Annotated in this window: 12 protein-coding genes; 7 read left to right on the forward strand and 5 right to left on the reverse strand. The window is 63.7% G+C overall.

Translation table 11 applies throughout. From position 1 onward, the window contains the following. Positions 1 to 67 precede the first annotated feature (67 nt). Genes ACUCV3_RS02095 through ACUCV3_RS02125 form a run of 7 tightly spaced genes read left to right on the forward strand, consistent with a single transcriptional unit; the run spans position 68 to position 7,955 of the window. Entirely contained in the window at positions 68 to 1,720 is a 1,653-nt protein-coding gene (locus ACUCV3_RS02095) for an electron transfer flavoprotein-ubiquinone oxidoreductase (protein ID WP_279727948.1), read from the forward strand. Between the two features lie 25 nt (positions 1,721 to 1,745). Beyond that, positions 1,746 to 3,362 carry a tetratricopeptide repeat protein gene (locus tag ACUCV3_RS02100; RefSeq protein ID WP_482240341.1) on the forward strand — a complete coding sequence of 539 codons (1,617 nt, stop codon included), beginning with the start codon at positions 1,746 to 1,748 and terminating at the stop codon, positions 3,360 to 3,362. After that, positions 3,362 to 4,240 (forward strand): 4-(cytidine 5'-diphospho)-2-C-methyl-D-erythritol kinase, encoded by an 879-nt coding sequence (locus ACUCV3_RS02105; protein ID WP_482240378.1) that lies wholly within the window; start codon positions 3,362 to 3,364, stop codon positions 4,238 to 4,240. The genes ACUCV3_RS02100 and ACUCV3_RS02105 overlap by 1 nt, the downstream gene beginning before the upstream one ends. Further along, on the forward strand, positions 4,237 to 4,953 hold the full coding sequence (locus ACUCV3_RS02110; protein WP_279727950.1) for an N-formylglutamate amidohydrolase: 717 nt from the start codon (positions 4,237 to 4,239) through the stop codon (positions 4,951 to 4,953). The genes ACUCV3_RS02105 and ACUCV3_RS02110 overlap by 4 nt, the downstream gene beginning before the upstream one ends. A gap of 52 nt (positions 4,954 to 5,005) precedes the next feature. Further along, entirely contained in the window at positions 5,006 to 5,362 is a 357-nt protein-coding gene (locus ACUCV3_RS02115) for a hypothetical protein (RefSeq protein WP_279727951.1), read from the forward strand. After that, positions 5,362 to 6,753 (forward strand): NAD(P)H-hydrate dehydratase, encoded by a 1,392-nt coding sequence (locus tag ACUCV3_RS02120; RefSeq protein ID WP_279727952.1) that lies wholly within the window; start codon positions 5,362 to 5,364, stop codon positions 6,751 to 6,753. The genes ACUCV3_RS02115 and ACUCV3_RS02120 overlap by 1 nt, the downstream gene beginning before the upstream one ends. Beyond that, positions 6,750 to 7,955 carry a class I SAM-dependent RNA methyltransferase gene (locus tag ACUCV3_RS02125; protein ID WP_279727953.1) on the forward strand — a complete coding sequence of 402 codons (1,206 nt, stop codon included), beginning with the start codon at positions 6,750 to 6,752 and terminating at the stop codon, positions 7,953 to 7,955. Before ACUCV3_RS02120 ends, ACUCV3_RS02125 begins: the two co-directional genes overlap by 4 nt. A gap of 163 nt (positions 7,956 to 8,118) precedes the next feature. Here ACUCV3_RS02125 and ACUCV3_RS02130 read toward each other — a convergent pair whose 3' ends face one another. The 5 genes from ACUCV3_RS02130 to ACUCV3_RS02150 form a co-directional block, all read right to left on the reverse strand. Continuing rightward, the gene (locus tag ACUCV3_RS02130; RefSeq protein WP_004207266.1) at positions 8,119 to 9,312 is read right to left on the reverse strand and encodes a type III PLP-dependent enzyme; all 1,194 of its coding nucleotides are present in this window, start codon (positions 9,310 to 9,312) and stop codon (positions 8,119 to 8,121) included. A 260-nt stretch (positions 9,313 to 9,572) separates the two neighbouring features. Further along, entirely contained in the window at positions 9,573 to 10,745 is a 1,173-nt protein-coding gene (locus ACUCV3_RS02135) for a carboxynorspermidine decarboxylase (protein ID WP_279727954.1), read from the reverse strand. Between the two features lie 7 nt (positions 10,746 to 10,752). Further along, positions 10,753 to 11,844 (reverse strand): alpha/beta fold hydrolase, encoded by a 1,092-nt coding sequence (locus ACUCV3_RS02140; RefSeq protein WP_279727955.1) that lies wholly within the window; start codon positions 11,842 to 11,844, stop codon positions 10,753 to 10,755. A gap of 101 nt (positions 11,845 to 11,945) precedes the next feature. Further along, positions 11,946 to 13,151: a saccharopine dehydrogenase family protein gene (locus ACUCV3_RS02145; RefSeq protein ID WP_279727956.1), complete on the reverse strand. Its 1,206-nt coding sequence runs from the start codon at positions 13,149 to 13,151 to the stop codon at positions 11,946 to 11,948. Between the two features lie 82 nt (positions 13,152 to 13,233). Continuing rightward, positions 13,234 to 13,581 (reverse strand): GFA family protein, encoded by a 348-nt coding sequence (locus ACUCV3_RS02150; RefSeq protein WP_279727957.1) that lies wholly within the window; start codon positions 13,579 to 13,581, stop codon positions 13,234 to 13,236. Positions 13,582 to 13,596 lie beyond the last annotated feature (15 nt).

A 13,596-nucleotide genomic window follows, 5' to 3' on the forward strand; every position in this document is an offset into this window, starting at 1 on the left:
AAACGTTGGAGTAATAAGGCGACCGGATGGCCGGACATGTGCTGGCGGGCGCCTTTATGGAGGGATTATGAGCGAACGGGATTCGATGCCCTATGACATCGTCATCGTCGGTGGGGGACCGGCTGGCCTGTCTGCAGCAATCCGGCTGAAGCAATTGGCCAATGCCGCCGGGCAGGAACTGGCCGTCTGCGTGCTGGAAAAGGGGTCGGAAATCGGCGCCCATATCCTGTCGGGCGCGGTGGTCGATCCCAAGGCGCTGGATGAACTGATCCCCGACTGGAAGGAACAGGGCTGCCCGATGGCCGACGTTCCGGTGACCGACAATCAGCACTGGATGCTGACCAAGGCCGGCAAGATGGCGATACCGCACATCATGACGCCGGGCTGGATGCACAACAAGGGCACCTATACCGGATCGCTGGGCAATTTGTGCCGGTGGCTTGCGGAGCAGGCCGAGGGGCTGGGCGTCGAAATCTTCCCCGGCTTCGCCGCCGCCGAAATCCTCTACAATGAGGATGGCAGCGTGAAGGGCGTCGCGACCGGCGACATGGGCATTGCCCGTGATGGCGAGCGCAAGGCGGACTATCAGCCAGGCCTGGAACTGCACGCCAAATATACCTTCTTTGCGGAGGGCGCGCGCGGCCACCTGACCAAGATCCTCAAGCGCCAGTTTGACCTGGAGGCCGATTGCGAGCCGCAGGTCTATGGCCTGGGGATGAAGGAATTGTGGGACATCGATCCGGCCAAGCATCAGCCGGGTCTTGTCATTCATACGCAGGGATGGCCGCTAACCGACGCATATGGCGGTGGTTTTCTCTATCATCAGGCCAATGGCCAGGTTGCGCTCGGTTTCGTCGTGGGCCTGGGCTATCGCAACCCGCACCTCTATCCGTTCGAGGAATTCCAGCGCTGGAAGCAGCATCCGGAAATCCGCAAGTTCCTGGAAGGCGGCCGCCGCGTTTCCTATGGCGCGCGGGCGATCAACGAGGGCGGCTGGCAGTCGATACCCAAGCTGGTCTTCCCCGGTGGCGCGCTGATCGGTTGCTCGGCCGGCTTCGTCAACGTGCCGCGCATCAAGGGCAGCCATACCGCCATGAAGTCGGGCATGCTGGCCGCCGAGGCCGCGTTCGAGGCGATCCAGAACGAACGCGCGCGCGACGTGCTGCACGATTATGAGGATCGCCTGCGTTCCAGCTGGATCGCGGACGAACTGAAACTGGTGAAGAATGCCGAGCCGCTGCTGGCCAAGTTCGGCAACACCATTGGCACGCTGCTGGCCGGCATCGACATGTGGATGCGCACGCTCAAGATCGGCCTGCCCTTCACCATGAAGCACAAGCCCGATTGCGAGAAATTGTGGCGCAAGGACCAGTGCGAGAAGATCGCCTATCCCAAGCCCGATGGCGTGATCAGCTTCGACCGTCTGTCCTCTGTATTCCTGTCGAACACCAATCATGAGGAGGACCAGCCGGTCCATCTGCAGTTGAAGGATCCGTCGGTCCCGATTTCCTACAATCTGCCCCTTTATGACGAGCCGGCTCAGCGTTATTGTCCTGCCGGTGTCTATGAGGTGGTCGGTCTGGATGAAGGGGAACCTCGCTTCCAGATCAACGCGCAAAATTGCGTCCACTGCAAGACATGCGACATCAAGGACCCGACCCAGAATATCAACTGGGTCGTGCCCGAGGGCGGTGGAGGACCGAATTATCCGAACATGTAAGGGCCTGATTCCAGGACTGTTGCTGATGCTGCCGGCAGCGGCCGGCGCATCGGTTGATCCCGATATGGCCTTGCATGCCTATGCCCGTGCGCGCCTCGCCGATGGTGAAGGCGCGCTGGGCGTTGCGGTCGACAGCTATCGTGTGGCCCTCGCCGGCGATCCGACCAGCCTTGCCATTGCCCGTCGTTCCTATGTCCAGGCACTGGAAAGCGGCGACATGCCGCTGGCGCTGCAATCGGCCGCGTTGCTGGATGAGGGGGGCATGCTGCCGCGCGACGGCACCTTGCTGCGGATTTGCGACGCATTGGGGCGCAAGGATTGGGCGGCGGCTCAGACCTTCACCGACCGGCTGGTGGAGGAGGGCAATTTCTCCTTCCTCGCCCCGATTGTGCAGAGCTGGATATCGCTGGGCCAGCGCCGCTATGTGGCGCCGGTCATCGATAGCAAGGACAAGTTCGGGGCGCTGGGCGCCCGCTATCTCGACGAGCATCTGGCGTTGCAGGCCGTGGCGCGGGGCGACAAGGAAGGGGCCATTGGTGCGATGCGCCGTGCCTTGGCCTTGCGCCTGACGGACGACGAAGCGCTGCGCCTGACCTTCGCCGCGCAACTGGCCGGGCGCCGGGCGAAGGCGGATGCCCTGGCCCTGCTGCCCGCAGATGAAGCGAGTTTCGCCAAGGCCCGCGCGGACGTTGCCCGCGGCAAGGTACCGGGGGCGATTGCCGCGCCCTTCACGCCCAGGCAGGGCTTTGCCCAATTGTTGGCCCGTCTGGCGGTCGACATTGCGTCCGATGAAACGGGCACGGCGCTGGGTATTCGCCTGGCGCGGATCGCGACCTTTGCGGATCCGGCCGCGGCCGAGCCGCATCTGGTGGCGGCGAAGCTGTTGGTGGCGGGCGATCTCGCCAATTATGCGGCGGCGGAAGCGCGCAAGGTGCCGATGACTGGCTGGTACGGCGCGCTCGCCCAGGCGGAGCTGGTCGAGGCACTGGCGGCCTCGGGGGATCGCGACGGTGCGATTGCACTGGCGCAAAGTCTGGCATCGGCTCCTAACGCTGAGCCGGAACGTCTTGTAAGACTTGGACGATTGTTGGCGGATTCGGGAGATTTTGACGGCGCTGCATCCGCTTTCCATCGTGCGCAGGCAGGCTATTCGGCTGACAGCCTGCCTTGGGCATTGCTGCTGTTCGAAGGCAGCGCGCTGGAGCAGGGCAAGCGGTGGGACGAGGCCCGTGCGGTGCTCGAAAAGGCCGCTGTCATGGCCCCGAATGAACCGGTTATCCTCAATTATCTCGGCTATGCCCAGATTGAACGGCGCCAGAATGTCGATGTGGCGCTCGACCTGCTGAAAAAGGCGAGCGCGCTCAAGCCGCAGGATGCGTCGATCACGGACTCGCTCGGCTGGGCCAAGTTCGTGACCGGGGACGTCAAGGGCGCTGTTCCGGTGCTGGAACGCGCCGCAGCCGGAGCGCCCGGCGATGCCACGATCAACGAACATCTGGGCGACGCATTGTGGACCGCCGGTCGCCGCTATGAAGCGCGCTACGCCTGGCGCGCAGCGGCGGTCTTCGCGGAGGGGGATGTCGCCAATCGGCTTGACGCCAAGGCCCGCGAAGGGTTGAAACCCGAATATGCAGCGCCCTGATATTGTATCGAAATATTGTGAATATATCTCAACAACTAACTGAAATTGCTTACGCAAAGGTCAATCTGGCCTTACATGTGCGCGAGCGCCGCGCGGATGGCTATCATGCGCTGGAAAGCCTGTTCGTCTTTGCCGAGGATGGGGATATTCTCCATGCCCGGCACCGCGACGATGGCGTCATCACGCTCGCCGTGGAAGGCACTTGCGGCGCAGGCCTGAACGGTGACGATGACAATCTGGTTATGCGGGCGGCGAGAAGTCTTCAGGCGGCCACCGGGATAACGGCCGGCGCCGATATCCGGCTCGACAAGCGGCTGCCGGTTGCGTCGGGCATCGGTGGTGGCTCGGCGGATGCGGCCGCGACGCTGCGCCTACTGATGCGTCTTTGGAATATTGTCGTGGAAGATGCTGTATTACAGCAATTATCGCTGTCGCTGGGGTCGGACGTGCCGGCCTGCCTGGCCAGCATCACGCAACTTGTCCGCGGCCGTGGCGAACTGCTGGAGGCGCAGGCGCTGGATGATCTGTCGAGCCGGCCGATGCTGCTGGTCAATCCGCGGGTCGGCGTCTCGACGGCATCGGTCTTTGCCGGCTGGGACAGGATCGATCGCGGTGCGCTCGATGCGCTCGATATTGACGGGCTTGCCTGCGCAGGCCGCAATGATCTGGAGGCGCCGGCTCTGCTGCTGGCGCCGGTGATCGGTGATGTGCTGCAGGCGTTGCAGGCGCAAACTCCCCGGCTGGCGCGCATGTCCGGGTCGGGTGCGACTTGTTTCGCGCTGTTCGATCACGAGCAGGGAAGGGGGCAGGCGGCGGACGCACTGCGCCGCGATCATCCGGATTGGTGGGTGATGGAAACGAGGATCAGGACATTATGAGCGAAGCCTTCATCACCGTGCGCGAGGGCGATCTCGACCTGCTGATCATCGTCGATCATGCCTCGGCCCGTGTCCCCGACGATATCGACCTGGGCATCGATCCGGCGCTGCTTCGCGAACATATCGCGATCGACATCGGCGTGGCGGAGGTCAGCCAGTTGCTCGCGGCGCAACTCGGTTGCTCGGCGATCCTGGCTGGCATCTCCCGCCTGGTCATCGATCTCAACAGGGAAGAGGATGCGCCCGGCCTGCTGCCGGTGATGAGTGACGGCCATGCCATTCCGGGTAATCGGGGCGCTGATCTGGCCGAACGAATGCGCCGCTTCCATCATCCCTATCATCAGCAGGTGGCGGCCATGCTTGACGGCATGACGTCACCCTTCATCCTGTCCGTGCATAGCTTCACACCGCGCCTGGCGACCGATCCGGCGCAGCAGCGGCCCTGGGACATCGGCATTCTCTATAATCAGGATGATCGGGCGGCGCGGATCGCCATTCCGATGCTGGAGGCGGCGGGGCTGAATGTCGGCGATCAACTGCCCTATTCGGGGCAATTGCTCAACGCGACCATGAACCGCCATGCCGAAGCCAATGGCATCCCCTATCTGGGGATCGAGATGCGGCAGGATCTGGTGGGCGATGCTGCGGGGCAGCGCCGCTTTGCCGATCTGCTCGGGCCGATCGTGCTGGAATGCCGTAACCGACTGAGTTGATGGTCGGGCCCGGCGCGCCGGGCCATAGAGGATGTCGAAAGGGGATATTCTGATGGGGCTGCGATTGTCTGGCGCACTGATGCTGGCGGGGCTGGCCCTGGCGGGATGTGACGACAAGGGCGGCGGGAGCGGGGCGATCGCCGATGACGAAAGCTTGATCGACTGCGCGATCGGCAAGGGCGATTGGTCACGGGCGTGCGGCGTCGAACGCGAGGGCGACATGCTGACCCTGCGCCATCCCGATGGCGGGTTCCGGCGGCTAAGGATCGTGCAGGACGGGCGTGGCCTGGTTTCGGCCGATGGCGCCGAGGAGGCAAAGCTCACCATCATCGACACGGGGCTTGTCGAAGTGGCGATCGGTGCGGACCAGTATCGGCTGCCGGCTACCGTGGCAGCCAAGCCGAATTGATGGCGCCCGACCCGATATTGACGGCAGCAGCCATGCGCGCGGCCGAGCAGGCGGCGTTTGATGCTGGCGTCGATCCCTATGAACTGATGGAACGAGCCGGTGCGGCGGCGGCGCAGATCATCTGGCGTGCCGGGCATCGACGGGACGCATTGATCCTCTGTGGTCCTGGCAATAACGGCGGTGATGGCTTTGTTATTGCACGTATATTGCGCGAAATAGGCGTGCCGGTGCGGGTCTCCTCCCTGGGTGACAACCGTACTGAGTCCGCCCAGCGGGCCAGGGCGTTATGGGACGGCCCGGTAGAGTTGCTGGCGGACGCCGCGCCGGCGGCACAACTGGTCGATGCGCTGTTCGGCACCGGGCTGACGCGCGGCCTGAATGCGGCGGTGGCGGACCGGTTGGGCGAATTGGTGACGCATGCCAATCATAGCTATGCGATCGACCTGCCGAGCGGGGTGGGGACAGATGATGGCCTGCTATTGTCGGCGGTGCCGAAGTTCGACGTGACGATCGCATTGGGCGCGTTCAAGCCCGCGCATCTGTTGCAGCCAGCGGCCAGCCTCATGGGAAAGCTGGTGCGGGCGGACATTGGCCTAGCCATGCCGCAGGATGTGCATGTGCTTGCAGCGCCGCAGCTTCGCGCCCCTGTCGCCGCTGCGCATAAATATAGCCGAGGTCTGGTCGGGGTTGTCGGTGGTCTTATGCCGGGCGCGGCAGCGCTGGCAGCAGCCGCGGCGGCCCATTCCGGTGCCGGCATGGTGAGACGCTATGACGCTTTGCCTTGTGAGGCCGGGCCACATGCCATCGTTCATCAGCAGATTGAGGACGAAACTGTCCTCAGCGATGCTCTTTCCGACCCTCGACTGGCGGCCGTGCTGGTCGGTCCGGGATTGGGCCGGGAGGATGGGGCGCAGGTGCGGCTTGATGCTGCGCTGGCATGCGGGCGGCCGCTGGTGCTGGACGCCGATGCACTGACGTTGGTGGCCGGCAAAGCTAAGACCCATGTCCCGGCCGGATCGATCCTGACCCCGCATGAGGGCGAATTCGTCCGGCTGTTCGGCGATCTGCCGGGCAGCAAGATCGACCGGGCGCTGGCTGGCGCCCATATGACGAGGTCGGTTGTGGTCTACAAGGGCGCGGACAGCGTGATCGCCGCGCCGGATGGCCGGGTAGCCGTGGGGCGGAGCGCTTCGACCTGGTTGTCCACCGCCGGCACGGGCGATGTGCTGGCGGGGCTAGCCGCCGGGCGACTGGCTGTGACCGGCGATCCGTTTCGTGCAGCGTGCGAGGCGGTGTGGTTGCATGGGGAGGCTGCGCGCCGGGCTGGCCCGGCTTTTGTCGCGGATGATTTGCTTGCTGTGCTTCCAGCCGCTATCGGCTCGCGGCTGTGACCCAAGATAATGATCTCATCCTCCGCATCGCCGCCAAGGGCGATGGCGTCACCGCCGACGGGCGGCATTTCGCGCTGGTAGCACCGGGCGACCGGATCGCTGCCGACGGCAGCATCATCGCCGGCCCGCACCATGTCGATGCGCCCTGCGTCCATTTTCCCGGCTGCGGTGGCTGCGAGCTGCAGCAGGTCGACGAGCCGAGCCTCGCTGATTTCGTCAGTGCCCGCGTGACCGGTGCGCTGGCCGGGCAGGGCGTGGTGCCGCAGACGGTGCTGCCGGCCCATGTCTCGCCGCCACGCACGCGTCGCCGTGCTTCGCTGCGCGCCGCGCGGCAGGGCAAGCGGATCACCATCGGCTTTGCCGAGCAGGGAAGCCATGTGCTGGTCGACCTGACGATGTGCGAGGTCCTGGATCCGCGCCTGTTCGCGCTGATCGCGCCGCTGCGGACGATGCTGCTGACCTGTCTGCCCGACAAGCGCGCCGCGCATGTGCGCATGTCGCTGACCGACCAGGGCGTCGACCTGCTGCTGGAAGGCGTGAAGGTCGAGGGGCTGGCGGCGGACGAGGCGCTGGGTGATTTCGCCCGCGAACACGCCTTGGCGCGGCTGACCATCGATCAGGGTGACGGTCCGGAGACGCGCTGGGAGCCGGAGCCGGTGACAGTCAGCTTCGGCGGCGTGGCGGTCGGCTTCCCGCCCTATTCCTTCCTGCAGGCGACGCCCGATGGCGAGGCTGCCTTGGTGAAGGCAGTGCAGGACGCGCTGCCCGCGACCGGCGCTGTCGCCGACCTTTTCTGCGGCCTTGGCACCTTTGCGTTGGCGATCGGCGCCAATCGACCGGTCTATGCGGCGGAGGGTGCGCGCGATCTGGTGCTGTCGCTCAAACTCGCCGGCCATCGCGCGCAGCGGCGCATGGTGGCGGATCATCGCGACCTGTTCCGTCGGCCGCTGACGCCTGAGGAACTGAACCGCTTTGCCGCCGTGGTGATCGATCCGCCCCGTGCGGGTGCGCGCGAACAGGCGATGCAACTGGCGCAGTCGACGGTGCCGCTGATCGCCTATGTCTCGTGCAATCCGGGCAGCTTCGCCCGCGACGCCGCGCATCTGGTGGCGGGTGGCTATGTGCTCGACAGCGTCATGCCGGTCGGCCAGTTCCGCTGGTCCACCCATGTCGAACTGGTCGGGATTTTCCGGCGCCCCTGAGCGATTTCCTACGAAGTTCACACCGTCGTGGAGGGGTAAAATGCCCCAAAGAAAATCCCTCGCTGCGAGGGGGCGGCAGCGAGGGATATAGTCTTTCGTTCGATCCTCGGCCTATGCGGGCCGTTGGACGGGCATCCTCTCCTAAAGGGGAGCGGTGCCCGTCTTAACCGAGCTTGATGACAGTTGCGCGACGACGGGCGGGCAGCGTTTCGGCATAGAGGCTGGCCATCGGCTCGTCCGACACTTCGATCGTCGATTCCGACGTGAAGCCGTTGAAGCCGGTGCGCATTGCCGCGCCATAGGCGCCGAGCATGCCGATCTCGATATAGTCGCCGACCTTCACGTCCGCCGGGAGCATGAACGGGCCGACCATATGGTCCATGTCATCGCAGGTCGGGCCATAGAAGGAGAAGCCTTCCAGCTCTTCCTCGCTCTCATCCTCGCGCAGAAGGGCGACGGGGAAGCGCCAGCCGATATGGGCGGCATCGAACAGCGCGCCATAGGCGCCGTCGTTGATGTAGAGTTCCTGGCCACGGCGGCGTTCGACGCGCACGATGATCGAGCTATATTCCGCCGACAGCGCGCGGCCGGGCTCGCACCACAGTTCCGACGAGTAGCTGACCGGCAGGCTTTCAAAGCCGCGATGGATCGCCTCGAAATAATTTTCGAGCGCGACCGGCTCCATGCCCGGATAGATGGACGGGAAGCCGCCGCCAACATCGATGATGTCGACCGTGACGGCTGCGTCCACGATCGCGGCGCGCACGCGCTCGATCGCATCGCTATAGGCCTGGGGGCTCATCGCCTGGCTACCGACATGGAAGCAGATGCCCAGCGCATCGGCGGCCTGACGGGTTGCCATCAGCAGTTCGCGGGTCTCGCCCAGCTCCGCGCCGAACTTCGACGCCAGGCTGAGTTCCGAATGTTCGGACGAGACGCGCAGACGCACGCACAGCTCCAGATCGGTCGCATCACCGGTGGCGCGCATGATCTTTTCCAGCTCGTCGATCGTGTCGAGCGAGAAGGTGCGCACGCCGTGGACATGGTAAGCTTCCGCGATCGCTTCCTCGGCCTTGACCGGGTGCATGAAGCAGAGCTTGGCCTTGCCTTCGAGCGTTTCGGCAACGAGCCGCACTTCGGCAATCGAGGCCACATCGAAATGCGTGATGCCCGAATCGAAAAGCGTACGGATCAGATCAGGAGACGGATTCGCCTTGACTGCATAGAGCGAGCGACCCGGAAACTTCTCAGTGAAGAAACGGGCGGCCCGAGCTGCGGCTTCGGGACGGATCAGCGTTACCGGTGCTGCCGGTGTGAGGGCGGTCGCTACCCCCAGCGCGCTATGATGCTTGTGCAACTCAAGGGACCTCCAGTGTAGTTCAGGGCGAAAAAGCTGCCTTGCGGTGGAAGTCCCATGGGGCAGCGAGCGGCCGATATATGCGGTGGGGTCCCCCCTGTAAAGCGCATATGAAAATTTTGTTGCGCAGCCTGCTATGAAACGTGCGCCATGCTGGATGGATCGTTGAAAAGACAGGATATTTCGACCGGGCGAAAGATAGTTTCCACGGAATTAACGCGGAATTTCACACGCCCGGCCGGGCAAAATCAGGAATGGAATCAGGACAGGCGGCCCTTGAAATCCGCGTAGGAAAAGCTGCGGATTTCCCGGAGTTCATCGCTCTGGGAATTCCATAGCCAGATGGCCGGCAGGGGCACGCCGTTGAAGGTGTTGGTCTTCACCATCGAATAATGGGCCTGGTCGAGGAAGGCGATGCGGGCGCCCGGTTCGGCGCCGCCAGGCACCCGATAATCGCCAATGATATCGCCCGCCAGGCAGGATGGACCGCCCAGGCGCGTGACCGGGCCTTCGTCCTGCTCATGCAGCATGGCGGGGCGATAGGGCGCCTCAATCACGTCGGGCATGTGGCAGGTGGCGCTGATGTCGGTGATCGCGACGGGCATGCCATTGTCGATCACGTCGAGGATCTCGCCGACCAGGATGCCGGCATCGAGCGCCATCGCCTCGCCGGGTTCGATATAGAGTTCAAGGCCCGTCTGCGCCTTGATCGCCTGAAGGAAGGCGATCAGCTCGTCGATCTGGTAGTCGGCGCGGGTGACATGGTGGCCACCGCCGAAGTTCAGCCATTTGAGGCCGGCGACATGTGGCATGACATGCGGCTCGATCGCCGCCCAGGTGCGTTCGAGCGGCAGGAAATCCTGTTCGCACAGATTATGGACGTGAAGGCCATCCACCTCCTCCAGATGCTCTGCGCGCAACTGATCGATCGGGAAGCCCAGGCGGCTGTGCGGCTGCGAGGGGTCATATTTGGGCACCTCGCCCTCCGGGTGGAGGGGGTTGATGCGCAGACCGATGTCGAAGATGCGGTCTTCCGCGCGGGCGGCATCGATCACCGGCTTCATGCGGGCGATCTGGCCGGGGCTGTTGAAGATCACATGGTCGGAAATCTTGAGGATTTCGGCGAGATCGTCGGGCTTGTAGGCAGCGCAATAGGTCGCGACCTCGCCCTGATATTCCTCCCGACCAAGGCGCGCTTCATAGATGCCCGACGCGCAGACGCCGTCGAGATATTCGCCCAGCACGCTGCCCAGCGACCACATGGAAAAGGCCTTGAGCGCGCCCAGCACTTTGATACCCGCGCGGTCGCCGATATCGCGCAGCACCGACAGGTTCCGTCGCACCGCCGCTTCATCGACGACGAAGGCAGGCGAGGGGACGCGATACAGGTCGAAATGGGCGAAAGCGGCGGGATCGCCAGCCTTGGTTTCCATGAAATTATTACTCCTGATCCGCCAGCGGGCGGACATCGTTGATCAGGGCCTTGAGGACCAGGCCGGGTTCCTCGACCATCGGCATATGGGCCGAATGCTCGAACCAGATGGTCTTCTTGGCGGGGGCTTTCAACCGGTCCATCCACTGCGCGGCGAGCGGCGAGGGCACGGTATAGTCGGTGCGGCCGAGCAGCATGATGACCGGCAGCTTCATTTCGCGGACCTTGGCGAAGCTGACATCGGCGACGCGTGGCCACAGGGTGATGGTCGAAAATTCGCTGCCCACGCCCCAGGCTTTTCGGTCTTCGGGTGTGTAGTCGGGCGACAGGCGCGGCGTCTGGAAATAGAGCGTCGGGTCGGGCCGGTCGGCCATCAGCGAGCCATAGGGAATGGCATGGCGGCGCCAGCCATCGGCCTTATCAATCGTGAAGGGGCCGCTGTCAGGATAGGGGGCAAGCGCCTCGATCGCCTTTACGGCATCGGTGTTGCCGGCCTTCCTGGCCTGCGCGATGGTCCAGTCCATGCCCATGCGTTCGCCGGCGCGGAAGTCGATCGCCTGGCCCATGCCGACATAGGCATAGAGCAGGTCGGGCCGCTTGATCGCTACCGAGAGGCCGACGGCGGAGCCCCAGCTATGGCCGAGCAGGAAGACCTTGCGCTTGCCATAGCGGGCCTTGAGATAGTCGATCAGTTCGATCGCGTCGTCACGATAGCGATCCAGCGTCATGGTCGGCGCGATCGCCTTGGGATCGTTCAGCGCATAGCTTTTGCCCGCGCCGCGCTGGTCCCACTGGACGACGGTGAAGAAATCCTCCCATGGCCGCTGGAACGACCAGGCGAAGGGCATTTCCACCGCGCCGGGGCCGCCATGGACGTATAGGAGGATCGGGTTGGCCCGGTCGGCGCCGCGCACATTGATCGCCTGCCGCGCGCCACCCAAGGTCACGACCAGATTTTCCTGCACGCCGTTCGGCGTCACGATGCGGTTGACGTCGGCGACGATGGCCTTGGCCGGGGCGTAGGGATCGGCGGGCTGCTGCGCAGAAACCGGCGCTCCAAAAAGAGAAAGCGCCAGAATGGCGCTTGTCAGCTTTCGCATTCCATCCCCTCCATCATCCCGCTGTCACGGATCAACATGCCGCCCCGCTCCTATGAACACGAGGTCCAATGAGTGGAGCGGCATGTGATATCGCGTGTCGCTTAGAAGGCCAGCGGCGCGTCCAGTTCCTTCACCTGCCAGGGCAGGCCATGCTTGTTCAGCATATCCATGAAGGGATCGGGATCGAACTGCTCGATGTTGAACACACCTTCACCCTTCCAGGTGCCGGTCAGCATCATGGCGGCGCCGATCATCGCCGGCACGCCGGTGGTGTAGCTGACCGCCTGGTTGCCGGTTTCGGCATAGGCGTCCTCATGGTCGCAGACCTGATAGATATAGACGGTCTTTTCCTGACCATCCTTCTGGCCGGTCGCGATGTCGCCGATATTGGTCTTGCCCTTGGTGGTCGAACCCAGGCTCGACGGTTCGGGCAGAACGGCTTTCAGGAACTGGAGCGGAATGATTTCCTGGCCATTATAGATGACCGGATCGATCCGGGTCATGCCGACATTCTGCAGCACTTCGAGATGCTTGAGATAGGCGTCGCCGAAGGTCATCCAGAAGCGGATGCGCTTGATTTCGGGATAGTGGGTGGCGAGGCTTTCCAGTTCCTCATGATACATGAGGTACATGTTCTTTTCGCCGACCTGATCGAAGTCGAACACCTGCTTGTGGCTGAGCGCAGGGCCTTCGACCCATTCGCCGTTCAGCCAGTGACGCGACGGGGCGGTCACTTCGCGGATGTTGATTTCCGGATTGAAGTTGGTGGCGAAATGCTGGCCATGGTCGCCGCCATTGCAGTCGAGAATGTCGAGCGTGTCGATCGTGTCGAGCAGATGCTTCTTGATATAGCTGGCGAAGACGCTGGTGACGCCCGGATCGAAGCCCGAACCCAGCAGCGCCATGATGCCGGCTTCCTTGAAGCGTTCCTGATAGGCCCACTGCCAGCTATATTCGAACTTGGCGGTGTCGCGCGGCTCGTAATTGGCGGTGTCGAGATAGTCGGTCTTGGTCGCGAGGCACGCGTCCATGATCGCCAGATCCTGATAGGGCAGCGCCAGGTTCACGACCAGCTTGGGCTGGACCTTCTGGATGAGGGCGATGGTCTCTTCGACATTGTCGGCGTCGACCTGGGCCACGTCGATATCGACGCCGACCAGATTCTTGACCGATTCGGCGACCTTCTCGCAGCTGACGATGCGGCGGCTGGCCAGCGTGATGTGGCTGAAAATATCAGGGTTCATCGCCATCTTGTGGACCGCGACAGACCCGACGCCGCCTGCGCCGATGACCAGAACCTTGCTCAATTCAACTGCTCCATAACTGTGGTCGCGCCGGACGCGCGAAAGCGCCCATATAGGGGTGTCGCGTGACAGCGCAAAGTCAGACTTAGAAACTGGCCCCGTCGACTTTGGTGATGGTCAGCGCATCGATATCGATCGCAGGCACGCAGCGCAGGTTGATCGCGCGCATTTCGCCCTGGGGCGACTTGCCGCGGGCGAACGCCTCGGTGCCGCAGGTCTTGCAGAATTGATGCGTGATGGCGTGCTTGTAGAAGAGATAGTCGGTCAGTTGATCGGCGCCGCTGTCGAGGCGGAACTGGTCGACCGGCACGAAGGTCAGGACGAAGCCCTTGCGGCCGCAATGGGAGCAGTTGCAGGTCATCGCCTCGCTGGGCGGATCGGCATCGACCGTGAAGGTGACGGCACCGCAATGGCAGCTTCCGCTATAGGACATCCTCGTTCTTCTTTT

Source organism: Sphingobium sp. VMM (assembly GCF_056790315.1).